General features: G+C 60.5%; 23 protein-coding genes. 19 read left to right on the plus strand and 4 right to left on the minus strand.

The window, feature by feature from the left end; genetic code table 11:
- Nucleotides 1–15: 15 nt before the first annotated feature.
- From nosZ to ACR0LL_RS17325, 19 genes are all read left to right on the plus strand, one after another.
- Entirely contained in the window at nt 16–1,923 is a 1,908-nt protein-coding gene (gene nosZ, locus ACR0LL_RS17235) for a TAT-dependent nitrous-oxide reductase (protein ID WP_209507040.1), read from the plus strand.
- Nucleotides 1,924–1,925: 2 nt separating this feature from the next.
- Nucleotides 1,926–3,182 (plus strand): nitrous oxide reductase family maturation protein NosD, encoded by a 1,257-nt coding sequence (locus ACR0LL_RS17240; protein WP_480588486.1) that lies wholly within the window; start codon nt 1,926–1,928, stop codon nt 3,180–3,182.
- Nucleotides 3,172–4,065: an ABC transporter ATP-binding protein gene (locus ACR0LL_RS17245; RefSeq protein WP_480588488.1), complete on the plus strand. Its 894-nt coding sequence runs from the start codon at nt 3,172–3,174 to the stop codon at nt 4,063–4,065. The genes ACR0LL_RS17240 and ACR0LL_RS17245 overlap by 11 nt, the downstream gene beginning before the upstream one ends.
- The gene (locus ACR0LL_RS17250) at nt 4,062–4,883 is read left to right on the plus strand and encodes an ABC transporter permease (RefSeq protein ID WP_480588490.1); all 822 of its coding nucleotides are present in this window, start codon (nt 4,062–4,064) and stop codon (nt 4,881–4,883) included. The genes ACR0LL_RS17245 and ACR0LL_RS17250 overlap by 4 nt, the downstream gene beginning before the upstream one ends.
- Nucleotides 4,880–5,395, plus strand: a complete 516-nt coding sequence (locus ACR0LL_RS17255) for a nitrous oxide reductase accessory protein NosL (RefSeq protein WP_480588492.1) — start codon at nt 4,880–4,882, stop codon at nt 5,393–5,395. The genes ACR0LL_RS17250 and ACR0LL_RS17255 overlap by 4 nt, the downstream gene beginning before the upstream one ends.
- Nucleotides 5,392–6,285 carry an FAD:protein FMN transferase gene (locus ACR0LL_RS17260; RefSeq protein WP_480588494.1) on the plus strand — a complete coding sequence of 298 codons (894 nt, stop codon included), beginning with the start codon at nt 5,392–5,394 and terminating at the stop codon, nt 6,283–6,285. The genes ACR0LL_RS17255 and ACR0LL_RS17260 overlap by 4 nt, the downstream gene beginning before the upstream one ends.
- A 130-nt stretch (nt 6,286–6,415) precedes the next feature.
- Nucleotides 6,416–6,931 (plus strand): ferredoxin-type protein NapF, encoded by a 516-nt coding sequence (napF, locus tag ACR0LL_RS17265; protein WP_480588496.1) that lies wholly within the window; start codon nt 6,416–6,418, stop codon nt 6,929–6,931.
- Nucleotides 6,928–7,218, plus strand: coding sequence for a chaperone NapD (locus ACR0LL_RS17270; RefSeq protein WP_480588498.1), 291 nt, complete (start codon nt 6,928–6,930; stop codon nt 7,216–7,218). Before napF ends, ACR0LL_RS17270 begins: the two co-directional genes overlap by 4 nt.
- Nucleotides 7,218–9,710 (plus strand): nitrate reductase catalytic subunit NapA, encoded by a 2,493-nt coding sequence (gene napA / locus ACR0LL_RS17275; protein WP_480588500.1) that lies wholly within the window; start codon nt 7,218–7,220, stop codon nt 9,708–9,710. Before ACR0LL_RS17270 ends, napA begins: the two co-directional genes overlap by 1 nt.
- A gap of 28 nt (nt 9,711–9,738) precedes the next feature.
- Nucleotides 9,739–10,557, plus strand: coding sequence for a ferredoxin-type protein NapG (napG, locus tag ACR0LL_RS17280; RefSeq protein WP_267363552.1), 819 nt, complete (start codon nt 9,739–9,741; stop codon nt 10,555–10,557).
- Nucleotides 10,554–11,471 carry a quinol dehydrogenase ferredoxin subunit NapH gene (gene napH / locus ACR0LL_RS17285; RefSeq protein WP_480588502.1) on the plus strand — a complete coding sequence of 306 codons (918 nt, stop codon included), beginning with the start codon at nt 10,554–10,556 and terminating at the stop codon, nt 11,469–11,471. Before napG ends, napH begins: the two co-directional genes overlap by 4 nt.
- Before the next feature lie 12 nt (nt 11,472–11,483).
- Nucleotides 11,484–11,921 carry a nitrate reductase cytochrome c-type subunit gene (locus ACR0LL_RS17290; RefSeq protein WP_480588504.1) on the plus strand — a complete coding sequence of 146 codons (438 nt, stop codon included), beginning with the start codon at nt 11,484–11,486 and terminating at the stop codon, nt 11,919–11,921.
- Nucleotides 11,922–11,950: 29 nt separating this feature from the next.
- Nucleotides 11,951–12,643 carry a NapC/NirT family cytochrome c gene (locus ACR0LL_RS17295; protein WP_480588506.1) on the plus strand — a complete coding sequence of 231 codons (693 nt, stop codon included), beginning with the start codon at nt 11,951–11,953 and terminating at the stop codon, nt 12,641–12,643.
- A 13-nt stretch (nt 12,644–12,656) separates the two neighbouring features.
- Nucleotides 12,657–12,914, plus strand: coding sequence for a hypothetical protein (locus ACR0LL_RS17300; protein WP_267363546.1), 258 nt, complete (start codon nt 12,657–12,659; stop codon nt 12,912–12,914).
- A gap of 484 nt (nt 12,915–13,398) precedes the next feature.
- Nucleotides 13,399–16,599 (plus strand): adenylate/guanylate cyclase domain-containing protein, encoded by a 3,201-nt coding sequence (locus ACR0LL_RS17305; protein WP_480588508.1) that lies wholly within the window; start codon nt 13,399–13,401, stop codon nt 16,597–16,599.
- A 52-nt stretch (nt 16,600–16,651) separates the two neighbouring features.
- A complete protein-coding gene (locus ACR0LL_RS17310; RefSeq protein ID WP_209507025.1) occupies nt 16,652–17,536 on the plus strand; it encodes an encapsulin in 885 nt (294 codons plus the stop codon).
- A gap of 14 nt (nt 17,537–17,550) precedes the next feature.
- Nucleotides 17,551–18,375 (plus strand): DUF3237 domain-containing protein, encoded by an 825-nt coding sequence (locus ACR0LL_RS17315; protein ID WP_480588510.1) that lies wholly within the window; start codon nt 17,551–17,553, stop codon nt 18,373–18,375.
- Nucleotides 18,368–20,491, plus strand: a complete 2,124-nt coding sequence (locus tag ACR0LL_RS17320; protein ID WP_480588512.1) for a hydroxysqualene dehydroxylase — start codon at nt 18,368–18,370, stop codon at nt 20,489–20,491. Before ACR0LL_RS17315 ends, ACR0LL_RS17320 begins: the two co-directional genes overlap by 8 nt.
- Before the next feature lie 4 nt (nt 20,492–20,495).
- On the plus strand, nt 20,496–21,566 hold the full coding sequence (locus ACR0LL_RS17325; RefSeq protein ID WP_480588514.1) for a polyprenyl synthetase family protein: 1,071 nt from the start codon (nt 20,496–20,498) through the stop codon (nt 21,564–21,566).
- Here ACR0LL_RS17325 and ACR0LL_RS17330 read toward each other — a convergent pair.
- The 4 genes from ACR0LL_RS17330 to ACR0LL_RS17345 form a co-directional block, all read right to left on the minus strand.
- Nucleotides 21,557–22,027, minus strand: coding sequence for a hypothetical protein (locus tag ACR0LL_RS17330; RefSeq protein ID WP_480588516.1), 471 nt, complete (start codon nt 22,025–22,027; stop codon nt 21,557–21,559). The genes ACR0LL_RS17325 and ACR0LL_RS17330 overlap by 10 nt on opposite strands.
- A 75-nt stretch (nt 22,028–22,102) precedes the next feature.
- Nucleotides 22,103–22,882, minus strand: a complete 780-nt coding sequence (locus tag ACR0LL_RS17335) for a carnitinyl-CoA dehydratase (RefSeq protein ID WP_480588518.1) — start codon at nt 22,880–22,882, stop codon at nt 22,103–22,105.
- A 3-nt stretch (nt 22,883–22,885) separates the two neighbouring features.
- Nucleotides 22,886–24,901, minus strand: coding sequence for an acetate--CoA ligase family protein (locus ACR0LL_RS17340; RefSeq protein WP_480588520.1), 2,016 nt, complete (start codon nt 24,899–24,901; stop codon nt 22,886–22,888).
- A 2-nt stretch (nt 24,902–24,903) separates the two neighbouring features.
- Entirely contained in the window at nt 24,904–26,064 is a 1,161-nt protein-coding gene (locus ACR0LL_RS17345) for an acyl-CoA dehydrogenase family protein (RefSeq protein ID WP_480484285.1), read from the minus strand.
- Between the last annotated feature and the right edge of the window lie 36 nt (nt 26,065–26,100).

Consider the following 26,100-nt stretch of genomic DNA (forward strand, 5'->3'; position numbering starts at 1 on the left):
AAAGGAGGAACGACCATGTCGGACCAAGAAAACAAACTGAACATCACGCGCCGCGGAATGCTGGGGGCCACTGCCACCGGTGCCGTCATCGCCGGGACCGGTCTGGGATCGACCCTGATGACCGCGAAAGAGGCCAGCGCTGCCGCCAAGCAGCATCTGGAACCGGGCGAGCTGGACGAATATTACGGCTTCTGGTCGTCGGGCCAGACTGGCGAGCTGCGCATTCTGGGCGTGCCGTCCATGCGCGAGCTGATGCGGGTGCCGGTGTTCAACCGCTGCTCGGCCACGGGCTGGGGCCAGACCAACGAGTCGCTGAAGGTTCTGACCGAAGGCCTGCTGCCTGAAACCAAGGAGTTCTTGGCTGCAAACGGCAAGGTCACCTATGACAACGGCGACCTGCACCACCCGCATATGTCGTTCACCGACGGCACCTATGATGGCCGTTATCTGTTCATGAACGACAAGGCCAACACCCGCGTGGCCCGTGTGCGTTGTGACGTGATGAAGTGCGACAAGATCATCGAGATCCCGAACGCGCATGACATCCACGGCCTGCGTCCGCAGAAATTCCCGCGCACCGGCTATGTCTTTGCCAATGGTGAGCACGAGGCCCCACTGGTCAATGACGGCCAGATCCTTGATGATCCGTCGCAATATGTGAACATTTTTACTGCCATCGACGGCGACAGCATGGAAATTGCGTGGCAGGTGATGGTGTCGGGCAACCTCGACAACACCGACTGCGACTATCAGGGCAAATACGCCTTCTCGACCTCGTATAACTCGGAAATGGGTATGAACCTGGCCGAGATGACTGAGAACGAGCTGGACCATGTAGTCGTGTTCAACCTCAAGGGCATCGAGGATGCGATTGCCGCAGGTAACTATCAGGAACTGAACGGCGTCAAGGTCGTGGACGGGCGTAAAGAGGCGGGTGGAAACCTGACCCGGTACATCCCGATCCCGAACTCGCCACACGGTGTGAACGCAGCACCCGACAAGAAACACATCATGATCAACGGCAAGCTGTCGCCGACTGTATCCGTGATCGATGTGGAAAAGGTCGATGCGCTGTTCAGCGAAAACGCCGATCCGCGTTCCGCTGTTGTCGCCGAGCCGCAGCTGGGTCTTGGCCCGCTTCACACGGCGTTCGACGGCAAGGGCAACGCCTATACCACCCTGTTCCTGGACAGCCAGGTGGTGAAGTGGGACATCGCCAAGGCGATCGAGGCCTATGCGGGTGCCGATGTTGACCCGATCGTCGACAAGGTCGACGTGCATTACCAGCCGGGCCACAACTCGACCTCGATGGGTGAAACCGCCGAAGCGGATGGCAAGTGGCTGATTTCGATGAACAAGTTCTCGAAAGACCGCTTCCTGAACGTGGGTCCTCTGAAGCCCGAGAATGAGCAGCTGATCGATATTTCCGGCGACAAGATGAAGGTGGTCCATGACGGCCCGACCTTTGCCGAGCCCCATGACTCGATCATTGTTCACCGGTCCAAGGTGAACCCGGTCAATGTCTGGGACCGCAACGACCCGATGTGGGAAGAGGCGCGGGCGCAGGCTGCCGCTGACGGTGTCGATCTGGACGAAGGTGCCGAGGAACCAATCCGGGATGGCAACAAGGTGCGGGTCTACATGACCTCGACCGCGCCCGTGTTCAGCATGGAGAAGTTCACCGTCAAGCAGGGTGACGAGGTGACCGTCTATGTCACCAACCTGGACGACGTGGATGATGTGACCCACGGCTTCTGCCTGTCGAACTTCGGTATCGCGATGGAAGTTGCACCGCAGGCCACCGCCTCGGTCACGTTCATTGCCGACCGTCCGGGCGTGCACTGGTTCTATTGCCAGTGGTTCTGTCACGCGCTGCACATGGAGATGCGCGGCCGGATGTTTGTTGAGCCGCGGAGCGCATAAACATGCGTTGGCCCCTGCTCATACCGCTCCTGCTCGGCTCGCCCCTTTGGGCGGCGGACTGGGATGTGCCCAATCGGGCGGGGGCCATCAACGAGATACTGGCGCAGGCGGCGGATGGGGACACCCTTCGCCTGAGCCCCGGCGTTTACGTCGAGCAGTTGGTTCTGGACCGGCCCGTGACCCTCGACGGGCTGGGACAGGCCACCATCGACGGCCAAGGCCAAGGCAGCGTGATCACAGTGACCGGGCCGGGCGTGACCCTGCGCGGGCTGACGGTGATCGGATCAGGCTCGGACCATGACGGCATCGACAGCGGTATCCAGTTGACCAAGACGGCGCGCGCGCCGGTGGTCGAGGATAACGTGCTGCTGGGCAATCTTTACGGCATCGACATCCACGGTGCGAAGGACAGCATCGTACGACGCAACCGGATTGAAGGGCGGCAGGATCGCCATATGAACGCGCGCGGCAATGGTGTCTATGTCTGGAACGCGCCGGGTGCGGTGGTTGAAGGCAATGACATCCGCTATGGCCGCGACGGGATCTTTGTTAATTCGTCCAAGAAGAACACCTTTACCGGCAACCTGTTCCGCGATCTGCGGTTTGCGGTTCACTACATGTATGCCGACGACTCGGTCGTCAGCGACAATGTCTCGATCGGCAACGATCTGGGCTATGCGGTGATGTTCACGACCAATGTGCGGGTCGCCAACAATGTCTCGATCGGGGACCGCGAACATGGCGTGATGCTGAACTATGCCAACAAGAGCGTCATCACCGGCAATGTCGTGAAAGGTGCCAAGGAAAAATGCACCTTTCTGTATAACTCCAACAAGAACGAATTCACCGACAACTGGTTCGAGGGATGTGGCATCGGTATCCACTTTACCGCCGGCAGTGAACGCAACCGCATCGTCGGCAATTCATTCATCGGCAACCGGACGCAGGTGAAATATGTCTCGACCAAATGGGTCGAGTGGTCCGAAGACGGGCGCGGCAATTACTGGTCCGATTTTGCTGCCTATGATGTGGATGGCAACGGCATCGCCGATGTCCCCTATCGACCCAATGACAGTATGGACCATGTGCTGTGGACCCAACCCGCAGCCAAATTGCTGCTCGGCTCGCCTGCCGTGCAGCTGGTGCGCTGGTCGCAATCGGCCTTCCCGGCACTGTTGCCGGGGGGTGTGATGGACAGCAACCCATTGATGCAAGCCCCTGAACCCCCAGCTATGAAAAAGGTGCCTCATGACGGATAAGGCCCTGTCAATTGACCATGTTTGCAAGAACCGGGGGAAAACCCGCGTTCTTGACGATATCACCCTGTCCCTTGCCCCCGGTCAGCGCGTGGCGCTGCTGGGCCATAACGGCGCGGGAAAGTCGACCCTGATCAAATCCATCCTTGGCCTGACGCCCATTCGGGACGGGGCCATTCGGATCGGGGGCGCCACCCCCGGCAGCGCGCAAGCGCGACGGGATACGGCCTATCTGCCCGAGGCGGTCTCGTTTCACCCGGCGTTGACCGGGCGCGAGCAGCTGACGCTGTTTGCAAAACTGTCCGGGTCAAAAGCCGATGTTCCCGGCCTGCTGGAGCGCGTTGGCCTGAGCGACGCATTGGACCGCCGGATCGGTGCCTATTCCAAGGGGATGCGGCAACGACTGGGACTGGCGCAGGTGCTGCTGGGACAGCCGAAAGTGGCGCTGCTGGATGAGCCAACATCGGGCCTGGACCCGATCTCGCGGCAGGACCTCTATGCCATTATTGACGAGTTGGCCGTGCAGGGTACCGCGGTTCTGATTGCCAGCCATGCGTTGACCGAGGTTGAGGCGCGCACCGACCGGATCGCCATCATGCGCAAGGGTCGGATGGTGGCCGATGACACGCTGAACAACCTGTCGGCGCTGGCCGGTCTGCCGATCCGCCTGAAGGTGCGCGCCACCGCCAATGCGGATGCCCTGGCCGCCGAACTGGGCGGCAACCGGATCAACGGCGCATCGGTCGAGCTGCTCTGCACACCCGAAGACAAGATGGAGGCCCTGCGCCGGATCGCCGGATTGGGCGATGCAGTGGCGGATGTGGAAATGACACCGCCCAAGCTGGAGGACCTTTATCGCCACTACGCACAGGAGGAGAGGACATGACCCGCTTCCTTGCCATTTCCCGAACTGAAATGCTGATTCTGCGCCGCAACCGCTGGCTGTTGGTTGCCACGCTGATCATGGTGCTGTTCGCCTTGGCGCTGACCTTTGCGGGCAGCGCGCCCACCGGCACATTGGGTGTCGATATGCTGACCGTCTCGGTCGCGTCGATGACCACGTTGTCGGTTTACCTTGCGCCTTTGCTGGCGCTGATGATTTCCTTCGATGCCATCGCGGGCGATGTGGACCGGGGCAGCCTGTCGCTGCTGCTGTCCTATCCGGCTGGACGCGGGGAAATCCTGTTGGGCAAGTTCTGCGCCCATCTGGCCGCGCTGGCCTTTGCCATGACCGTGGGTTTTGGCACCGCAGGTGCGGTAGCCGCGTTCTTTGGTGGTGCGGGGCCGGAAAGCCTGATGGCGCTGGTGCGACTTATCCTGACCTCGATCCTGCTGGGCGCCGTGTTTCTGGCGCTTGGATACCTGCTGTCCGCTTTGGCGAGGGGCGCCACGGCGGCAGCGGGTCTGTCGGCCGGGCTTTGGCTGGTTTTTGTCGTCCTTTATGATCTGGGCCTGTTGGGGGCCGTCGTCATGGACAAGGGCGGCACCTTTACCCAATCCGTCTTTCCATGGGTGATGGTGGCCAACCCGGCCGACGCGTTCCGTTTGTGGAACATCGCCGCGACGGAAGGCGTGGCCATGGCTTCGGGCATGACCGGGGCCGCACAGGCCCTGCCGGTCTGGGCCGCGCCCGCGTCGCTGCTGATCTGGCCGGTGCTGGGCTTTGCCCTCGCCCGGCTGGCTTTCCGGAGGGTGGAGCCATGAGACGCCTTGCCCTGATCGCATTGCTTGCACTGGTGGCCTGCAAGGAAGAGTTCGCCGAGGCACCTGACCCGGTCGATCTGACACCGGATGCGCTGAGCTATTTCTGTCAGATGAATGTCGCCGAGCATGGCGGCCCCAAGGGGCAGGTTCATCTGGAAGGCTATCCGGCCCCGCTGTTTTTCGCGCAGGTGCGGGACATGGTGGCCTATCTGAAAAGCCCCGAGCGCGATGCGGATATCACTGCCATATATGTCAGCGATATGGGCGTCGCGCCAAGCTGGCGGCAGCCGGGGATTTCGAACTGGATCGCTGCGGATGGTGCGACTTTTGTCGTTGGTGCCGATGTGGCAGGTGGCATGGGGGCGCGCGAAGTGGTGCCCTTTGCCGATCCTGCCGATGCGCAGGTTTTCGCGGAGACCTATGGCGGGACCGCAATGCGCCTGCCCGACATTCCCGATGCCGAAGTGCTGGGCCCTGTCGATCTTGATCTGACATTGGAGACCCCCGTATGACCGCCCTGTCCCGTCGCCGTTTTCTGATCATTTCAGCTGCCTGTGCGGCCACCCCGGCCATGGCTTCGGACGCGCATTGGCGCGGCACAGCCCTTGGGGCTGCTGCCAGCCTGCGGCTGGTTGGGCTGACGGATGCCGAGGCCGCACCGATCATTGCCGCCGTCGAGGGTGAGGTGACCCGGCTGGAGGATATCTTCAGCCTGTACCGTCCGCAGTCACAGCTGAGCCGCCTGAACCGCGACGGTGTTTTGACCGCACCCGCCCCTGAGCTGTTGGAGGTGCTGGGCCTGAGCAGCGCCCTGCATCAGGCCTCCGGCGGCGCTTTCGATCCCAGCATTCAGCCCCTGTGGTATGCTTTGGCAACAGGCGCAGGCCCCGGAGATCTGGCTGCCGCCCGCGCTGCTGTGGGTTGGGAACGGGTGTCTTTCGATGCTGCGTCGGTGCGGCTGCCGGTGCCGGGCCAGTCGGCCTTGACTCTGAACGGTATCGCCCAAGGCGCGATCACGGATCGGATCGCCGCGCTGCTTCGTGGCTTTGGTTTGCGTGATGTTCTGGTCGATATGGGAGAGGTTGCCGCCTTGGGTTCGCGAGGCGACGGCACGCCCTGGAAAGTCGGGTTGGCCGCGCCGGACCAGCGGGTTCTGAAGCGGGTCGCGCTGCGTGACCGCGCTGTCGCGACGTCATCATCGCTGGGGACGCAGCTGGGACAGGGTTTCGGTCACATCATCACCCCGGACGGGCCTGCAAACCGGGACAGAACGGTTTCGGTTTCTGCCCCTGATGCGGTGATGGCAGATGGTCTGTCCACGGCAATTTGCGCGACATCTCAAAGTCAAGTCACTGAAATCTTGCGGCGTTTTCCCGAGGCCCATATCGAGCTGAATGTATGACGCATGGTCGCAACTCTCAGGTGGGTTAGGAAAATTCGCGAAAAACATGATATAGGTCAATTCGTGTGCTGCTTCGCGCAGCTAGGAAGTAAGGACGCGAACCAATCTATCCACACTCGAGTCGCCAGCCATGAGCCAGTTGACCAGCAGACGCGCTTTTCTGAGCGCACGTATCCTACGGGAGGATCCTGATGCGATCCGTCCGCCGGGCGCGGGCGTGACAGGATTTGCCGATCTGTGCACAGGCTGCGAAGACTGCGCCGGGGCTTGCCCGGAAGAGGTCATCACATTCGACAACAGCGGCTTTCCGGTTCTGGATCTTTCTGCAGGCGGCTGCACCTTATGCGGTGCATGTGCCGAGGTTTGCCCGACCCCGGCGCTGTTGCCCGAGCGTGTGGCAGAGTGGCCGTGGCGCGCACGGATCGAGGCTGCAAGCTGCCTGTCGATGAACGGGGTAAGCTGCCGCCTGTGCCAGGACACTTGCGAACAGGAAGCCATCCGCTTTCGCCTGCAACTGGGCGGGCGGGCTGAACCGGCGCTTGAAACCGAAACCTGCATCGGATGCGGCACATGTTCTGCCGCCTGCCCCGCCGGGGCCATCACGATGCACCGCCCCGCCCCTTTGCACCCGGAGGTGACCCAATGAATATCTGTGGCTGTCTTGTCCACATCGCCCCCGATCACACCGACGCCGCGCGCGCGGCGATGACCGGCACCGATGGCGTCGAGCTTCATGCCGAGGCCGAGGATGGCCGGTTCGTCGTGGTTGTCGAGGATACAGCCGACCGGCTGGCCTCGGAAACCATCATGGATCTGCACCAGATCCCCGGCGTGATCTCGCTATCGCTGACCTATCACCATTTCGAAGATCTCGCGGAGGCTGCTCCGCGTCCTGATGCTCCAAGCCAACCGTCCAGCAGGAGGCCCATGTAATGACCATCTCTGAATCCCGTCGTACATTTCTGAAAGCGTCCGCAGCGGCTGCCACGGCCTCGGCTGCCGGCATTCCACTGGCCGCTGGTTCGGCTAGCGCCCAGGCCGCCGCGCCTGATATCCGCTGGGACAAGGCCGCCTGCCGGTTCTGCGGTACGGGCTGTTCGGTTCTGGTGGGCACCAAGGATGGCCGCGTAGTCGCCACGCAGGGCGACCCGGATGCGCCGGTCAACCGGGGTCTGAATTGTATTAAGGGCTATTTCCTGTCCAAGATCATGTATGGCAAGGACCGCTTGACCACGCCGCTTTTGCGCAAAACCAACGGCGAATATGACAAGAATGGCGAGTTTGAGCCGGTCAGCTGGGACGAAGCCTTTGACGTCATGGCTGCCAAGTGGAAAGAGGCGCTGGCCAAGAAAGGCCCGACCAGCGTGGGTATGTTCGGTTCCGGTCAGTGGACCGTCTGGGAAGGTTATGCGGCGGCCAAGATGATGAAGGCCGGGTTCCGGTCGAACAACATCGACCCCAACGCGCGTCACTGCATGGCGTCGGCCGTGGTCGGCTTTATCCGTACCTTCGGCATCGACGAGCCGATGGGCTGCTATGACGACCTTGAGCACGCAGATACGTTTGTTCTGTGGGGGTCGAACATGGCCGAGATGCACCCGATCCTGTGGTCGCGTCTGACCGATACGCGCCTGACCAAGCCGGGATGCGAAGTGCATGTTCTGTCGACCTTCGAGCACCGTTCGTTCGAGTTGGCCGACAATGGCATGGTGTTCAACCCGCAGACCGATCTGGCGATCCTGAACTACATTGCCAATTACATCATTCAGAATGGCGCGGTGAACGAAGAGTTCGTCAAGAACCACGTCAACATCACCAAGACCGCCACCGATATCGGTTATGGCCTGCGCGACAATCACCCGCTGCAACAAGAGGCCGCGAACCCCAATGTCGGCAAGATGGAGCCGATCAGCTTTGAGGAATATGCCGAGGCGGTATCGGCATACACGCTGGAATACACCTCGGAGCTGTCCGGCGTTCCGGCGGACAAGCTGGAGCGTCTGGCCCAGCAATATGCCGACCCGAACCGCAAGGTCATGAGCCTGTGGACCATGGGGTTCAACCAGCATACCCGCGGGTCGTGGGTGAATTCGCTGATGTATAACGTGCACTTGCTGGTGGGCAAGATTTCCGAGCCCGGAAACTCGCCCTTCTCGCTGACCGGTCAGCCGTCGGCCTGCGGAACCGCGCGTGAGGTTGGCACTTTTGCCCACCGTCTGCCTGCCGACATGGTTGTCATGAATGACGAGCACCGCAAGATTTGCGAAACCGCCTGGAATGTGCCAGCGGGTACCATTCCGGCCAAGCCCGGCTTTCACGCCGTGCTGCAACACCGCAAGCTGAAGGATGGTGATCTGAACGCCTATTGGGTGCAGTGCAACAACAACATGCAGGCCGCACCGAATATCAACGAAGAAGGCTATCCCGGGTATCGCAACCCCGAGAATTTCATCACCGTTTCAGACCCCTACCCGACCGTCACAGCGGTTTCCGCCGACCTGATCCTGCCCACCGCCATGTGGGTCGAGAAGGAAGGTGCCTATGGCAACGCGGAACGCCGCACCCAGTTCTGGCGGCAGCAGGTCAAGGCACCGGGCGAGGCCAAGTCGGACGTGTGGCAGGTGATGGAATTCTCGAAACGTTTCACCGTTGAGGAGGTCTGGGGCGAAGAGTTGCTGGCCACCATGCCGGAACATCGCGGCAAGACCATGTACGAGGTTCTGTTTGCCAATGGCAGCGTCGACAAGTTCCCGCTGTCGGAAACGGCCGAGGGCTTTGACAATGACGAATCCGAGCATTTCGGGTTCTACGTTCAGAAGGGTCTGTTCGAGGAATATGCCAATTTCGGACGCGGCCACGCGCACGATCTGGCACCGTTTGAAATGTACCATCAGGCGCGCGGAATGCGCTGGCCGGTCGTGGACGGTAAGGAGACGCTGTATCGTTTCCGCGAAGGCTATGACCCTTATGTGCCCGAAGGCGCGGGCGTGAAGTTCTATGGCAAGAAGGATGGCAAGGCGAGCATCATCTTTGCGCCTTACGAGCCTGCGGCCGAGGAACCGGATGCGGAATATGATCTGTGGCTGTGCACTGGTCGTGTGCTGGAACACTGGCATTCGGGGTCGATGACACGCCGTGTGCCAGAGCTGCACCGCGCCTACCCGGCGGCTGTGGTTTACATGCATCCGCAGGACGCCAAGGATCGGGATCTGCGCCGGGGTCAGGAGATAGTTCTGTCCACCCGTCGGGGCGAGGTCACCAGCCGGGTCGAGACCCGTGGGCGCAACAAGGTGCCGCGCGGTCTGGTGTTCATGCCGTGGTTTGATGAAGGCCAGTTGACCAACAAGCTGACGCTGGACGCGACCTGCCCGCTGTCGAAAGAGACCGACTTCAAGAAATGCGCCTGCAAGGTCGAGCGTGCATAGGCAACAAGGATCGTACGGGTAAATCCTCATGTCTTTTGCCGACAAACCCCTTTCGCCGCAGCGGCGCCGGTTCCTGCAGGATTCGGCGCGGGCGGCGGGCGGCTGCGTGGTCGCCGGGACGGTGCTGGCCTATCTGGCCCGCGACGCCCGCGCCCTGCCGGCCGAGGCTTTGCGCCCGCCCGGCGCGCTGCCGGAAAAGGAGTTCCTGTCGGCCTGCATCCGCTGCGGATTATGCGTACGGGATTGCCCATACGATACGTTGAAACTGGCCGAGTTAGGCTCGGACGCGGTAGCGACGGGAACGCCCTTTTTCACCGCCCGGGATATTCCCTGTGAGATGTGCGACGACATCCCTTGCGTCGCTGCATGTCCGACCGGGGCACTGGACCCCGCTTTGGACAATATCGACGATGCGAAGATGGGGGTCGCGGTTCTGGTCGATCAGGAGAACTGCCTGAACTTCCTCGGGTTGCGCTGCGATGTCTGTTACCGTGTCTGCCCCGTCATTGACGAGGCGATCACGCTGGACACCACGCACAACACGCGGTCGGGTCATCACGCGATGTTCATCCCGACCGTCCACGCCGACCGCTGCACCGGCTGCGGCATGTGCGAGAAAAGCTGTGTTCTGCCAGAGGCCGCCATCAAGGTGCTGCCTGCCCGGCTGGCGCGGGGCAGTTCGGCAGAGCATTACCGCAAGGGCTGGGAAGAAAAGGCCGCGAAAGGCGCGCCGGTGGTCGAGGGGATCATCGATCTGCCGGACCGTTTGCCCGGACCGGGCACGGACAATCTGGCCACGCCCGGCGGCTTTGCACCGGGATATGATCTGCCGGGGGTGGGACAATGAGTGCCCGCACAGATATGCCCACAGGTCACGAGGCCATCGCCAGCAAGGGCTGGATCGGCGCGCATCGCTATCTGCTGCTGCGCCGTGCAAGCCAGCTGTTCTTTCTGGTTCTGTTTCTGCTGGGCCCATGGTTCGGTATCTGGATTGTTCAGGGCACGCTGGCTGGGTCGCTGACGCTGGGCGTGCTGCCTTTGACCGATCCGTTCATCCTGTTGCAGAGCATGGTTGCAGGCCACTGGCCCGAAATGACCGCGCTGATCGGTGGGCTGATCGTTCTGGTGGTCTACGCGCTGATTGGTGGCCGTGTCTATTGTTCCTGGGTCTGCCCCATAAACCCGGTGACAGACGCGGCCAACTGGCTGCACCGCAAGCTGGACCTGCCGAAAGGCTGGCAGCCCAAGCGCGGCACGCGCCTGTGGATTCTGGCAACTGTCCTGCTTGTTTCGGGTCTGAGCGGCATGATCGCGTGGGAGTTGATCAACCCGATCACCATGCTGCATCGCGGGCTGGTCTTTGGAATGGGCTTTGTCTGGGCCCTGATCGCCGCCATCTTTGTCTTTGACGTCTTCGTCTCGCGCCACGGATGGTGCGGACACCTGTGCCCGGTGGGCGAGTTCTATGGCCTGATTGGAGCAAAAAGCCTGCTGCGGATCAGCGCCGCAAACCGCGCCGCCTGCGATGACTGCATGGATTGTTATGCGGTCTGCCCGGAAAATCAGGTGATCTCGCCCGCGCTGAAGGGCAAACCGGGAAGTACCCCGCTGATCCTGTCACCCGACTGCACGAATTGTGGCCGCTGCATCGATGTCTGCGCGGTCGACGTTTTTACCTTTACTCACCGGTTCGACGACCACATCGTCCAACCTTCCGATCCAGTTGCCGCGCCCGAGCCGCGCGCCGCCAGACCTATCTAGGGGAGTGCCAAGATGAAAAAATCAATCGTTACAGGCGGAATTGCCCTTCTACCCGTATTGTTGCTGAGCGGATGGGCCGTCGCGCAATCTGCTCAGGTTGAAACCCTGCGCGGTGCGGACGTGGACGAGCTGATCCCGTTGGATCAAATCCACAAGAATGTAGAAGGACGGATGCAGCGTAATTATCGCCAGCAGCCGCCGCTGATCCCGCATTCGATCGAACAGTATCAAATCGATGTGCGCACCAATCAGTGTTTGTCATGCCATGACTGGTCCAAAGCTGGTGAGAGAAATGCACCGACCCTTTCGATGACCCATTATCTGGACCGCGAAGGCCGCGAACTGGATCGGATCGCCGGAACCCGGTATTTCTGCAACCAGTGCCACGTACCGCAGGCCGACGCCCCGCCGCTGGTCGAAAACGTGTTCCAGCCCTCCGCCGGCAATTGATCCAACGCAAGACTGAAAGGAGCACCGATATGGCCGACTCTCCTGAAAACCGCGGCTTGCCTGGTCGCCTCTGGAACGCGATCTGGACGCCGACGGTGCTGTTCAGTTCAGGCTTTCTGGTCCTGGCCGGATTTCTGGCCGGTATCCTGTTCTGGGGTGGATTTCACTGGACCCTTGAGCTGACGAATACCGAAGAATTCTGTACCTCGTGCCACACGATGGAAACCAACCTGGGCGAGTATCGCGAAACGGTTCATTACAACAACCATTCCGGCGTTCGCGCGATCTGTTCCGACTGCCACGTGCCGGATGAATGGAGCCACAAGATCAAAGCCAAGATCATGGCCGTCAAAGACGTCTATCATGAGCTGGCCGGAACCATCAGCACACCCGAGCAGTACGAAGAGCATCGCCTGAGCATGGCTTCGGCCGTCTGGAAGAAGATGAAGGAATCGGACAGCCGTGAATGCCGCAACTGTCATAACTTTGACTACATGGACTTTACCATTCAGGAAACCCGCGCCGCGTCGGAACACCAGCGCGCCATCGACACCGGCATGACATGCATCGATTGCCATCAGGGCATCGCGCATAATCTGCCCGCGAACTATCTGGAACAATACCAGAAGATAAGCGAGGCCGTGGAGGGCGTGGTTCTTCAGGAACATGCTTCCGCCTCGGGCAGCGACATCCGCGCGTTTCTGAACAACAGCTCGAATTAGGGTGGGGGCAGACATGTTAGACTTACTTGGAACAATCGGCGCCAATGTCCTGGGCCTGCCCGGCATACTGGGACTGGCGCTTGGAATGATGACCCGCAAGCTGTGGTTGGGTGCGGCACTGGGGGCCGGTGTCGGCATTCTGGAAACGCTGGTTTTCGCGGGCTTTCAGTTTGCCCATGTGGAAGCGCTGGAACTGGGCATCTCGGTTCTGGTCGGGCTTTGCGCGGGCAGCCTTGGCACTGCCATCCGTCTGAAAGGCGCAACTGTCTGAAGAAGACACCGGTTCTGCCCATTGGTGGAACCGGTATCCTGCCGGGTCACGTTTCCAGCGCCAAAGCGGGTGCTTGTACCGCGCGCGACACGTCCATTGACGTAGCGGAAGCGTTTAAGGAGCGCGGCAGCAACGAAAATCGGCAGGGTCTGATTTTCGCATTTCCACAACTTCGATGAAAGCGTACGAGGCCCTAGCGCCAAGGGCAAAACACCCATTCCCATTCCGCGCGGCAAGGCAGCAGGCCAGGCCCGAATTCGCGCGTGAAAAATCAATATGAAACCGAAAGCCAATGATTTGGCAAGAAAAATTCAAAGTGGAGTGGAAATTCGAAACGACATCTGTCACAGCAGATAACAAGTTAACAATGGTGTCCCAGCGTCATGTGGATAGAACGTAAATTCCTCTCTATTTTTGCTTATACAAATACAATATGTTTTGAGGGGAATAAGGGGGGAAGAAAAATGGGCGGGGGCGCAGAACGATGACGGGGGTCCTTGAGGCATCGCCGCGTATCTCAAAAGTTCTTCAATTGGCTGATCTGGAAAACCATGCCACCCTGTTTCGGCAGGAAGGTGTGGATGATGATATTCTGGACGAGCTGACAGATCCCGAACTGCGTGATCTGGGGTTGACGGTTGGCGAACGGAAACGGTTTCGCAAGGCGCAGGCCCGTCTGAAATCTGAGGAAGCATCGACCCGGCAGGAGCTTAGGTCCGAAGCCGAACGGCGGCAGCTTACGCTGGTTTTCTGCGATCTCGTAGGGTCGACGCAGCTGGCCCAGCGGTATGACCCGGAAGACCTGATGCAGATCATGAACCTGTATCTGGATACGGCGATTGGCACCCTGAAACAGCATGGCTGTCATCTGGCCTACAGGCAGGGCGACGGGATCATGGTCTATTTCGGATATCCCAAAGCCATGGAGGACGATGCCGAACGCGCCGTTCGCGCCGTGCTGGAAACCATCGAAGCCGTACAAAACCTTGAAAACAGGTTTGGCGAAAAACTGGATCTGCGCGCGGGAATTGCCACCGGTATGGTTGTTGTGGGAGTGGTCTCGTCAACAAGTCTTGGGTCGCAGGACTTTCTGGTCGGTGAAACCGCGAACCTTGCATCCCGCCTGCAAGGTCTGGCCGAGCCGGGTGAGGTGATCGTTTCCGCAGAGACGTGGCGATTGACACAGGGCGCATTCGAGTTCGAGCCCCGTGGCAGCCAGAACCTGAAAGGGTTTGACAATCAGCGCACCGTCTATCGCGCCATTTCCGAAAGCGTCGCGACCAGCCGGTTCGATGCGCGTGTCGGACAGTCAGCTGTTGATCTTGTCGCCCGTGGCGACGATCTTTCGGTTCTGACCCAGCTTTGGAAAGATGCACAGGCGGGCTCCGGCAGGTTTGCGTTTGTCGGTGGCGCCGCAGGCATTGGCAAATCGCGGCTGATCAAGTCCCTGTCTGAAACAATTGGCGTCAAACCCTTTACCTTGCAGTGCATTCCGCATCTGGCCAGCCTTCCGCTTCACCCGATCGTGGGAGAGTTGAGGCGTGTTTCAGGCGACAAGTCCGATGACAGCATCCGGGGCGCGATTTCCGATTTTGTTCAGGCCGCCTCTCGTCTGAGCGACGCGGATTTGCCTGTTCTTCTGGATATGGCCGGGGTCGAAACGGGCGCAGCGCCGGATCCCGATCCCCTGAAGAAGGCCCGCAAATCGCTGGACGTGTTGTTGCGCAGCCTTGGCAGCCTGTGTGACAGGCGCGGCACCTTGCTGCTGGTGGTGGAAGACGTGCACTGGGCTGACGCAACCACGCTGGACGTGCTGGAGGCGCTGGCATCAGGACTGGACGGGTTCCCGATACTGGTGGTCCTGTCGCATCGCCCTGAATATGAACCGCCAGAGCATTACGAGGGCCGCGCGGCGCGCATCGATCTGACGCCTCTGGCCGGCAGTGAAGCCTCGGAACTGGTCCGGCGCGTGGCCGAGCCGTACAGTTTGCCGGTCATCCTGATCAGGCAGATTGTCGAGAAAGCCGATGGCGTGCCGCTTTACATCGAAGAGATGACAAAGGCGGTTCTGGACCAGCTGCCGCAAGATGCGCCGATCAACGCCGAGGTTCTGGATGCCCTGAGTATCCCCGCAACCCTTCAGGATTCGTTGATGTCGCGTCTTGACCGGATGGAAAACGCCAAGCCCATTGCGCAGCTTGGGTCTGTTATCGGGCGCAGTTTCACCTCGGCGATGATCCAGGCGGTGGCGCAGGAAGACATGGATGTGGAAAGCGCGCTGATGCAGCTGATGGCGGCTGGGGTTGTGCTGATCACGGGCGAAGCCGGAACGGCCACCTATACGTTCAACCACGCGCTGGTTCAGGATACGGCCTATAACTCGCTGCTGCGCGAAGACCGGCAGAAGGTTCATCTGAAAATCGCCCGGGCTTTGCTGGCCGGACATAACGCATTCGGAAACCCCGCCCCCGATACCGTGGCGCATCACTGTGACCATGGCGGGTTGAAGGATGAGGCGGTGTCCAACTGGTTTACGGCAGGTGAACAAGCCCTGACGCGGTTGGCGAACCTGCCTGCGATCTCGGCGTTTCGCGCGGCACTGCGCAATATCGGAACGATGCCCGCCAATGCCGAGCGTGACGGATTCGAGCTTCGGGTGCAGATGAATATCCTGCCAGCTTACATGGCGATCTATGGATGGTCCTCCGATCAGGTCGGAGAGACAGCCGCCCGCGCGATGGAGCTTGCCCATGCATTGGGCGATGGAGAAACCCTTTTCGCGGCCACTTTCTGCCGCTGGACCAATTTCTTTGTCGCGGGCCAGATGAACCGCGCAATGGAGATGGGACAGGCTCTGGACGCGATGGCCGGTATGAGCGGCGATCCTGTCGCCAACGTGCTGGCGGCCCGCGCGCTGAGTTTTACGCATTACTTCCGCGGGGAATTCGCGGATTGCGAGCAGCAGCTTGACCGTGCCTTTGCCCTGATTACCCCCGAGCTGGACATGGCCATGATGCCGATGACCCAGTCCTCGACCACGGCGTCTTTGCTGGCCATTCAGGGGTGCCTTCTGTGGCAGCAGGGCAAGTTTGATGAGGCGGAGGCCGCACGTCTGAAAGCCATCGACGTCAGCCGGGCACTGAACCACGCACCCAACCTTGTCTACATCATGGGCGCGTGCAGCATGTTCCTGCCCTACGCGGGCGAGTGGGACCGGCTGGATGTGACCATGAAGGAAGCCCGCAAGATCGCCGATGAGGAAGGGTTCCTGTATCTTCACGCCATGCAGGATATCTACATGGGTCTTGCGCAGGCGGGAAAAGGAGACATCGAGGGCGTTCCGGCCCATATCGAGGCCTGCATGAACCTGATCTCCAAGTCTGGTGGAAACTTTACTTTTCCGCAGAATCAGATTGTTCTGTCTGAGTTGATGATCGATCACGGGGATATTGATCAGGCCCTGGACCGGCTTGAAACCGTGTGTACCCCCGGTTGGGAACGAGGAGAAACGCTGAACAAACCGGAATATCACCGCGTGCGGGCCAAAGCCTTTGCAGCCAAGGGTGATCGGGACAGCGCGATTGCCGAGGTTGAACAGGCATTGGCGCTTGCCCGCGAATGTGGTGCCGTTGTTCAGGAACAACGCGCCGGGGCACTTCTGGACAGTTTGACGAAAGCCGAATGAACGAGACGGACTGCCCGGCCAAACAGGGCAGCATCACCAAGAGGGATTTACAATGACCGACGCATTGGATTGGAACACCGAACAGTGGAATGCCGTTAACAAGGCCGTCCATGATGAAGCGCTGCGTGCGCGGGTGGCTGCGAGTTTTCTGCCGCTTTATGGGCCGCTGCCAGCGGACACGCAATCTGTTCCCCTGAACAAGCTTGGTCTGGTCGACAACGCATCAGGCGCGGCCAAGCGTCTGGAAGTGAATGATTATGACACCCTGCGGCTGACGACGGTTTCCGTGAACGTCTACCTGAAAGGCGCGCAGGTGGCTGATCCGGAACTGGCCGCGGCCATGATCATGTTCCGCCGGGCCGCCGCCGTCGTGGCCAAGGTCGAGGATGACATCGTTTTCAACGGCCAGCCAGGCAGCAGCGAAGCCCCCAAACATGCCGGTGGCGCACCTGCCGATCTGCCGCCGATCTATACCGTCAGCGGCGGCGGCAAATACCCGGGGCTGCTGGAGGCTGGCGAAGGTCAGTCCATTTCGATCAACGGGAAGAAAAAGCCCTGTTCCGGCCCTGAAGTATTCGAGGCCGTGGTTGCGGGCATCAACAAGCTGGAAGCGCACGGATACCTTGGGCCTTTTGCCTGCGTGATGGGTAACGGACTGTTTCAGGCCGTGACCACGCCGATCGAAAACTCGATGGTGCTGCCGCGTGACAGTATTCTTCCGTTCCTTGACGGCCCGCTGCTGAGATCGGGCACCCTTCCTGCAAACAAGGCAGCACTTGTATCGCTGCAAGGCGCGCCGGTCGAGATTGTCGTGCCTTCGGATATCGCGGTGAAGTATCTGCAAACCTCGTCTGACGGTGAGCACATCTTCCGCGTGCAGCAGAAATTCCACCTGAGGATCAAAGAAGCACAGGCGATCTGCACCATTACGTGCTGACCGGAGATCTGGTCATGGGGGAGTTTACAGACCGGGGCGTGACATTGCGTTGGTCCGAGCTGATCAACGAAAATGGGCTTAATCGGGTGCTGATCGAAGCCGGACCCGCCGTGTCTTCGCATGACGTGGTCCGCGTGATCTGTTCCGAAGATGGTGGCCCCGAACGCGCCATTCGCGGCTGGCCCTTGCAATGCGACCCGATGACAGGGTTTCAGCAGTTTGCAGCCATGCTGCCATCTGTGACCCAGGAAAAGACATTGACCTGGCGACCGGTGCTGACGACCGGTGGTCGCGAATATGATCCTGGCCCCGGAAAGCCCTCCGAACCTGCGCCGCCAAGCCCGGCAAAGCCAGTCACGCAAGTGCCCGCGCTTGAACATGTGGGCAGGTTTGTAGTGCCGTTCACCGACGAGTTCTATCCTTCGGGTGAAACACCGGACGGCATCTGGCTGCATTTCGGGATCAAAGGGGGCGGAACGGTTGAAGGGCCTCATCTGAAGGGGACGATCGATCCGCTGGGGGGCGACTGGATGCGTGTGCGGTCCGACGGAGTTGGGCTTTTGCACGCCCGAGCGCTTATTCAACCCGTTGAAGGGGGTGCGCCGATCCTGTTTGAAGATACCGGCGTTTGTGACTTTGGCCCAGATGGGTATGCCGGGCTGGCGAAGGGCAATCTGCCCGCCTCAGCCCCGGTCCGGCTGGCGCCGCGATACCTGACGTCAAACCCGAATTATGCCTGGATGAACAGGTTGCAGGGGTTCGGCATCGGCGAAGCCAGCCTGTCCGATATCACCCTGCGCTTTGACGTCTATTCCGCGAAAGGAACATCCGATGGCTGAAAAGGTTGTCATATTGGGCGGTGGCGTGGCCGGAATGAGCGCCGCGCATGAGCTGATCGAGCGCGGGTACGAGGTCGAGATTCACGAGCGCCAGCTGATCCCCGGCGGTAAGGCACGCAGCATCCCCGTGATGAAGGGCGAAGGCGATCACGGGTCCAAGGCGAAACACATCAAGGCGCTTGAACAATGGGCCGAGATGGACGGTGCCAGTTATCCCCCAGGCGTGAAACGCCCCTGGTTGCCCGGCGAGCACGGGTTCCGGTTCTTTCCGAATTTCTATCGCCATATCACCGATACGATGGCGCGCACGCCCTATTACGGCAAAGGCACCTGTTATGATAATCTGGTGTCCACCACTCAGGTTCTGGTCAGCCAGTTTGACGACCCAGGCATCATCGTTCCCGAACGGTTTCCCCGCACGCTGAAAGACGTGGCCGACGCGCTCAAGACGGTTGCATTCACGCTGTCGCCCCGGGACCAGATCGCCTATGAGGATGTCGAACATTTCATCGCCTGCATGTGGCGCATCGCGACATCCTGCAAGGAACGCCGGTTCGACGAATATGAACGCATCGGGTGGTGGGACTTCATCGGTGCCGAACAACGCTCGGAAGCGTATCAGAAGTTCCTGGCCATTGGCCTGACCCGTTCGCTGGTGGCCGCGAAGGCGACAACTGCCAGTACAAAGACGGTGGGCGACATTGCCGTTCAGCTTCAACTGGGTATCGCGACGCCCGAGCCGCATGGCAACCGGCTGTTGAACGGCCCCACTAACCTTGTCTGGATACAGCCGTGGCTGGATTACCTCAAAAGCAAGGGGGTCGTGTACAAGTTCAACTCAAAGGTCACGGGCATCGACTGCCAGGATGGCCGCATCGTCAGCGCGACGGTTGAACAGGATGGCGAAGAAAAGCAGGTCACCGGGGATTGGTTCATCAGTGCGATGCCGATCGAACGGATCGCTCCGCTGATCACCCCTGCGATGACGGCAATCGACCCGTCTCTGGCCAAGCTGCCCCTGCTGGCCGAAGATGTGCAATGGATGAACGGAATTCAGTTCTATCTGACCAAGGATGTTGAACTGACGCACGGCCATGTCATTTTCATTGACAGCCCATGGGCCCTGACCGCGGTTTCGCAAAAACAGTTCTGGTCGGCCATCAACTTTGAAAACTGGGCAGAAGGCAAGACCAAAGGTCTGCTTTCAATAGATATTTCGGAATGGGACAAGCCGGGCCTGAACGGAAAAACCGCGCGTGATTGCAGCCGCGAGGAGATTGCGCAAGAGGTTTGGGAACAGCTCAAGCGGAGCGTCAACGTGGATGGCCAGACCATCCTGCGCGACGAGGACATGCATTACTGGTTCCTTGATCCGGATATCGTACAGGATCCCAACGACCCCAAGCGCCAAACCAATGTGGAGCCGCTGTTGGTCAACCGCATCAACAGCTGGCGGTTGCGCCCTGAGGCGGCCACGTTGATCCCGAATTTCATGCTGGCATCGGATTATGTGCGCACCTACACCGACCTTGCCACCATGGAAGGGGCAAACGAAGCGGCGCGCCGGGCGGTCAACGCCATCCTGCAACGCGGTGGATCAAAAGCAGAGCCCTGCCAGATCTGGGACCTGCACGAGCCGGATATCCTGAAACCGCTGCGCGCCTATGATTTTGCCCGTTATCAGGCCGGCCTGCCCTGGGACAACCGGTTTGCGGTTGCGGTCGAAGCCGCGCTGAGGATTGGACAGGATGCAGTGGGTGTTGAGCGTGGCGGCGAAGGGCCGCTTGCCGTCATTGCGAAACCGGCTACGGAATATTCAAAACCCGGCGGGATTACCGAAGACCCTGCGATTGCGGACGCGTTGCGCATGATCTGCCCTCCAAAAGAGCTTTTTGACCTGATGGTGGCCTACGAGCCGACCGCTGATCTTCCGATCCCCGGAGAGGAGATTGCAGAGGATGTTGCCTTTGATCTGGGCCGGGACAGCGGCCAGACGGGGGTGTTGTCCAAAGCCTTGCCGCTGGCGGATTCACCTTTGTCCGCAACCGGACCAAACCTTGCCGAGACGGGCAGGAACGAGACCAAAACCCGTGTGATCATCACCCAGAAGGGATGACCCTGTGGCCACTGGCACAGCACATCTGGATCCTGCGGCACAGCAGGATTTTCTGAAAACGCTGACCTCATACGGGGATCGGGCCCGTGAGACGCTTTTGCAGATGCTGCCGACGGGCGAGCCGCAGGCCTACCTGTACGGGCCGATGCGGGATTACATCGAAACCTCGGGCAAGGGGTTGCGGCCCGCGCTGTTGCTGGCCACCTGCGAGGCTTTCGGTGGTGACAGCGAGACCGCGCGAGTGTCAGCCGCCGTTCTTGAACTGCTGCACAACGCGTTTCTGATCCATGACGATATCGAGGATCAAAGTGATTTCAGGCGCGGGCGCGAATGTATGCACAAGCGGCTAGGGGTCCCTTTGGCGATCAATACCGGTGACGGGATGCAATCGCTGGCCCTGCGCCTGTTGCGCCAGAACCTTGGGCCGCTGGGCCCTGAAACGGGTATACGCGTGGTGGACGAGTTCGATCATCTGTTGCAGCAGTCCATTGAAGGTCAGGCGCTGGAGCTTGGCTGGATACGGGACAACCGGCTGAACGTGGATGCGTCGGATTACCTGACGATGTGTCTGAAAAAGACCTGCTGGTACAGCTTCATTCACCCCATGCGCATCGGGGCGCTGATTGCCCGGCCTCATGATGTGGCGTCTGGCGCGTTGAACCTGGACGATTTCAACGCGTTTGGGTTTTTTCTGGGGGCCGCGTTTCAGATACAGGATGATGTTCTGAACCTCGTGGGCTCGCAGGACAAATATGGCAAAGAGATCGGCGGGGACATTTACGAAGGCAAACGCACGCTGATGCTGGGGCGGCTTAGCTTGCAGGCGGACGAGCCCGAAAAAGCGCGCCTGTCGGAGATGTTGTCAAACCCGCGTGACAACCGCTCGACGCAGGATGTCAGCTGGGTTCTGGATCGCATGGATCACTATGGCTGCATCAGATATGCACAGGACGCGGCCAATGACTTGCTGGCCTCGGCCCGTCAGGAGTTTGCGCAGGTTTTTGCAGCCACAGAAGAAGTGCCGCGCGCGTTTCTGGGCCATTTCATGGACTATCTCGTAACCCGTCAGGTTTGAGCGCCCGCCACCTCATACATCACGATGATCGAGGTTTGCACTGTGCCCGTGCAGGCAATCCGACCGTGATATTCGCCGGGATCGGCGAGGTCCGGCACAGTTACAATGACGGCAACATCTGTTGACTCACCGGGGTTTAGCTGGATTTGCGCGGGGACAACATTGACCCGGTTTGCCGGAAGAGTGTCGCCGTTCCGGTTGATCAGGTCGCCCGGTTCGAACTGTAGTGCGACAGGCCCGCCACCACTTGGCGCATCAAAGGACAGCAATATGGTTGCGGTGCCGCCGGGGTGGCAGGTTTTGCGGCACGCAAATGGCCCTTCAAGCGGCTGTTGCGCGCCCCGTTCAGCCCCAAGCACGCGGCGGGCAATGTCCGAGATCGGTTGCGCATCCGGCTGCGGCGCGATCGGGCTGACCGGAAGTGGCGTGCTAACGTATGGTTTTCGTTCGAAATAAGGCATGCCTAACTGTGCACCTGTGGCGCGGATCAGTAAATGGGAAATTTACCGGATCCGCGCGACAAACACGCTGCGTTATTATTTGCCTTTCCAGACCGGATCACGTTTTTCAGCAAATGCACGCGCGCCTTCAAGCTGGTCCTCGCTGGAATAGAGGACATCCACGCTGCGCAGTTGCCGTTTGGTGATGCGGTTCATGGCGTCCTGAAACTTGGCGTCTTCGGCATCGCGCACGATCTCCTTGATGGCCGCGTAGACCAGCGGCGGCCCTGACGCCAGCAGGCGGGCAAGGTCCCACGCGCGGTCCATCAGCTGATCAGCGGCGACGATCTCGTTCACCAGACCCCAGCGGTTGGCTTCTTCGGCATCAAACCAGCGGCCTGTCAGAAGCAGCTCCATCGCGATGTGATAGGGAATGCGCTTGGGCAGTTTGACGCTGGCGGCATCCGCAACGGTGCCCGAGCGGATTTCCGGCAAGGCAAAAGTGGCGTGGTCAGCTGCAAGGATCATGTCTGCTGACAAGGCCAGCTCTAGCCCGCCGCCGCAGGCGATACCGTTGACGGCGGCAATCACGGGCTTGTTCAGGTCGCGCAGCTCTTGCAGGCCTCCGAACCCGCCGACGCCGTAATCTCCGTCCACCGCGTCGCCGTCGGCGGCAGCTTTCAGATCCCAGCCGGGGCAAAAGAATTTTTCGCCCGCGCCAGTCAGGATGGCCACGCGCAGGTCCGGGTCGTCGCGGAATTCGGCAAAGACCTCGCCCATTCTGCGGCTGGTGATCAGATCGATCGCGTTTGCCTTGGAGCGGTCCAGCGTGACCTCGAGGATCGAGTCATCGCGGCGGGTTTTGATCGGGTCCATATCTCAGGCCTTTCTTATCAGGGCGTCCACGGCAACGGCTTTGTCCGGCGTGCACAGGAGCGGGTTAATCTCGACCTCGCCAAGCGTGTCGGCATTTTGCATGACATAGGTCTGAACGGCCTCGACCGCGGCAACAACCGCGTCCATATCAGCCGCCGGTTGGCCGCGATAGCCCGCCAGCAGCGGGGCGATCTTCAATTGACCGAGGGCGGAGCGGATGTCTTCGGGCGGGCTGGGCACCAGCAAGGATACCGTATCGCGCAGCAGTTCGGTCAGCACGCCCCCTGCCCCAAGGGTCAGAACAAACCCATGCGCAGGGTCACGCACCACGCCGATCAGAAGCTCGGCAACGGGTCCGGTGACCATCTCCTCGATCAGGATGTCTTCGGTGCCGATATCTGCCGCGACAGCCGCGACGTCCTGGGCCCGGATGCCCAGCCGAACGGCGCTGTGTTCGGATTTATGCGCAAGCCCGACACCTTTGACGGCAAAGGGGCCTTCCATCTGGTCCGCTGCGGCACGGGCAGCTTCCGCGCCCCGCACCGACTGGTTCTGCGGGATACGCAGGCCGCATTCCGCCAGCGCCGCCTTCGAGGCGCCTTCGGTCAGGGTTTGGGTTGGTTCCATCATGCCCGGTTGCAAAACGGGCGCTGCGGATGGGGCCTTGACCTGCCCTGCGGCGCGGGTCGCAGATAGCGCCTCGCGCAGGCCCATGAAGGGGACAACACCCCCGGCCATCAGCTGTTGTGCGATGTCTTCCGGCAAAAGTTCCGGCAAGGTGGCGACAATCGCAAACCGGGCGCCGGTTTCTGCCCGTACGTTCAGCGCTGCCTGCGTTGCGCAGGCCCAATCGGTGGAGTCGGTGGTCGGGTAGTCGACGATCGAGAATGTCATGTCGATATCGTCACCCGTCATGCCCGACCAGGCCCGCGTCATCGCCTGCTCGTCACGCCAGATATAGGTGTGATAATCCAGCGGGTTGTTCAGCGCGACCATTGGCCCGAGCGCGCCGCGCAGGCGGGTCAGCTTTTCACCGCTCAGCCGTTGAAATTGCAACCCCGTGCCGACGGCCATATCGGCAATCAGGCTCGCCTCGCCCCCCGAACAGCTGATCGAGGAAATTTTGCCCCCCGGCAGCGGCCCGTAGCAGTGCAACAGTTTAAGCGTTTCAAGGAAGTCAGGCAGTGCCGAAACGCGCGGAATGCCAAGCCGGTTAAGCAGCGCCTGCGCCCCGGCATCGCTGCCCGCCAGAGATGCGGTATGGGAAACGGTTGCCGCTTGCGCCTGTTCCGATGCGCCGACCTTGAGGGCGACCAGAGGGATGCCTTTTGCATGGGCTTTGGCGGCCAGCGCCTCCCACTCGCGGATGTTCTTGAAGCCTTCGATATGCAGGCCCACGGCAGTCACGCGCGGGTCATCGATCAGGGCCGAGGCGATTTGCGCCTGACTGGTCTGAGCCATATTTCCGCAGGTGACCATATAGGCAATCGGCAGCCCGCGTTTCTGCATTGTCAGGTTGATCGAGATGTTCGAGCTTTGCGTCAGGATCGCCACGCCCTTGTCGACGGGCACAACCCCGTGCTGATCCGGCCACAGCAATGCCCCGTCCAGCGCGTTGATGAAGCCATAGCAATTCGGGCCCAGAATGGGCATGTCACCGGCCGCTGCGATCAGTTGATCCTGCAAATCCCCGCCGGTGTCGTCCTCGGCCACGGCCTCGGAAAAGCCCGAGGCGAAGCAGACAGCGCCACCCGCACCCATGCTGGACAGGACTTGAACCGCTTCGACTGTGGCGTGGCGGTTGATACCGATAAAAACCGCGTCAGGTGCGTTGGGCAGGTCTTCGACATGCCCATAAACCTTGTGGCCCGCAATGTCCGAAGCCTTGGGATGGACCGGCCAGATCTGACCAGCATATCCCATGCGTTCAGATTGCAGAATAACCTGTTGGCACCATGCACCGCCGCCAATGACAGCGATGGATTTCGGGCGCAGCAGCCGGGTCAGGTCTTTGGTCATGGTCAGGCGCCCAGCGGACGCAGAAGATCGCGGCTGATGATGTGGCGCTGAATCTCGCTGGTGCCGTCCCAGATCCGTTCGACCCGGGCGTCGCGCCAGAACCGTTCAATCGGGAAATCATCCATCAGGCCCATGCCGCCGAAGATTTGCAGCGTCGTGTCGGTGACCCGCGCCAATGCCTCGGAGGCATAGAGCTTGGCCGAGGCGATCTCGCGGTTTGCGGGCAGGTTCTGATCCAGACGCCAAGCAGCGGCAAGGGTCAGCCAGTCGGCGGCATCAATCTCGGTGATCATGTCGGCAATCTGAAAACCGACACCCTGAAACTTGCCGATGGGCTGGCCGAATTGCTTGCGCTCGGCGGCGTAGTTCAGCGCATAGTCAAAGCAGCGCCGCGCACGACCGACCGAGAAGGCCGCAACCGTCAGGCGGGTCGCGTAGAGCCATTCGTTCATCACCGCAAAGCCGCCATCGACCTCGCCCAGAACCTGGGCATCGGACAGGCGGCAATTGTCGAAATACAGGATACAGTTTTTATAGCCCCTGTGGCTGACGGATCTGTAACCGTCGCGCACTTCAAAGCCCGGTGTGCCGCGATCCACCAGGAAGGTGGTGATGCGTTTTTTGGGGCCTTTCGGGGTCTCATCCACGCCGGTGGCAACGAATACAATAAAGAAATCCGCGTGTTCCGCGCCCGAGATGAAGTGTTTCGATCCGTTGACGACCCAGTCGCCACCGTCGCGCACCGCCTGACATTTCATGCCGCGCACGTCCGATCCGGCATCCGGTTCAGTCATCGCCAGCGCGTCCATCTTTTCCCCGCGCACAGCAGGCAGCAGATAGCGTTCGCGCTGTTCATCGTTGCAGGCCATCAGGATGTTCTGCGGGCGGCCAAAGAAATGCGTAAGCGCCATCGACCCACGACCCAGCTCACGCTCGACCAGTGTAAAATCCAGATGCGACAGGCCCGCGCCGCCCACTTCTTCGGGGAAGTTGCAAGCATAGAACCCCAGATCGATACATTTCTGCTTGATCTCATTGCCAAGCTCCAGCGGGACCGTTCCGCTGCGTTCCACCGCGTCTTCATGCGGGTAGATTTCTTTTTCTACAAAGCTGCGGACCGTCGAAACGATCATGTCCTGTTCTTCTGTCAGACCAAACTGCATGGCGCGTGTTCCCTGGATCGGTGGTTGACCAACCAA

The organism is Ruegeria sp. AI2 (assembly GCF_056541275.1).

Coding starts and splice junctions, on each gene's coding strand:
- nosZ (WP_209507040.1), top strand. CDS start 16: ATGTCGGACCAAGAAAACAAACTGAACATCACGCGCCGCGGAATGCTG.
- ACR0LL_RS17240 (WP_480588486.1), top strand. CDS start 1,926: ATGCGTTGGCCCCTGCTCATACCGCTCCTGCTCGGCTCGCCCCTTTGG.
- ACR0LL_RS17245 (WP_480588488.1), top strand. CDS start 3,172: ATGACGGATAAGGCCCTGTCAATTGACCATGTTTGCAAGAACCGGGGG.
- ACR0LL_RS17250 (WP_480588490.1), top strand. CDS start 4,062: ATGACCCGCTTCCTTGCCATTTCCCGAACTGAAATGCTGATTCTGCGC.
- ACR0LL_RS17255 (WP_480588492.1), top strand. CDS start 4,880: ATGAGACGCCTTGCCCTGATCGCATTGCTTGCACTGGTGGCCTGCAAG.
- ACR0LL_RS17260 (WP_480588494.1), top strand. CDS start 5,392: ATGACCGCCCTGTCCCGTCGCCGTTTTCTGATCATTTCAGCTGCCTGT.
- napF (WP_480588496.1), top strand. CDS start 6,416: ATGAGCCAGTTGACCAGCAGACGCGCTTTTCTGAGCGCACGTATCCTA.
- ACR0LL_RS17270 (WP_480588498.1), top strand. CDS start 6,928: ATGAATATCTGTGGCTGTCTTGTCCACATCGCCCCCGATCACACCGAC.
- napA (WP_480588500.1), top strand. CDS start 7,218: ATGACCATCTCTGAATCCCGTCGTACATTTCTGAAAGCGTCCGCAGCG.
- napG (WP_267363552.1), top strand. CDS start 9,739: ATGTCTTTTGCCGACAAACCCCTTTCGCCGCAGCGGCGCCGGTTCCTG.
- napH (WP_480588502.1), top strand. CDS start 10,554: ATGAGTGCCCGCACAGATATGCCCACAGGTCACGAGGCCATCGCCAGC.
- ACR0LL_RS17290 (WP_480588504.1), top strand. CDS start 11,484: ATGAAAAAATCAATCGTTACAGGCGGAATTGCCCTTCTACCCGTATTG.
- ACR0LL_RS17295 (WP_480588506.1), top strand. CDS start 11,951: ATGGCCGACTCTCCTGAAAACCGCGGCTTGCCTGGTCGCCTCTGGAAC.
- ACR0LL_RS17300 (WP_267363546.1), top strand. CDS start 12,657: ATGTTAGACTTACTTGGAACAATCGGCGCCAATGTCCTGGGCCTGCCC.
- ACR0LL_RS17305 (WP_480588508.1), top strand. CDS start 13,399: ATGACGGGGGTCCTTGAGGCATCGCCGCGTATCTCAAAAGTTCTTCAA.
- ACR0LL_RS17310 (WP_209507025.1), top strand. CDS start 16,652: ATGACCGACGCATTGGATTGGAACACCGAACAGTGGAATGCCGTTAAC.
- ACR0LL_RS17315 (WP_480588510.1), top strand. CDS start 17,551: ATGGGGGAGTTTACAGACCGGGGCGTGACATTGCGTTGGTCCGAGCTG.
- ACR0LL_RS17320 (WP_480588512.1), top strand. CDS start 18,368: ATGGCTGAAAAGGTTGTCATATTGGGCGGTGGCGTGGCCGGAATGAGC.
- ACR0LL_RS17330 (WP_480588516.1), bottom strand. CDS start 22,027: ATGCCTTATTTCGAACGAAAACCATACGTTAGCACGCCACTTCCGGTC.
- ACR0LL_RS17335 (WP_480588518.1), bottom strand. CDS start 22,882: ATGGACCCGATCAAAACCCGCCGCGATGACTCGATCCTCGAGGTCACG.
- ACR0LL_RS17340 (WP_480588520.1), bottom strand. CDS start 24,901: ATGACCAAAGACCTGACCCGGCTGCTGCGCCCGAAATCCATCGCTGTC.
- ACR0LL_RS17345 (WP_480484285.1), bottom strand. CDS start 26,064: ATGCAGTTTGGTCTGACAGAAGAACAGGACATGATCGTTTCGACGGTC.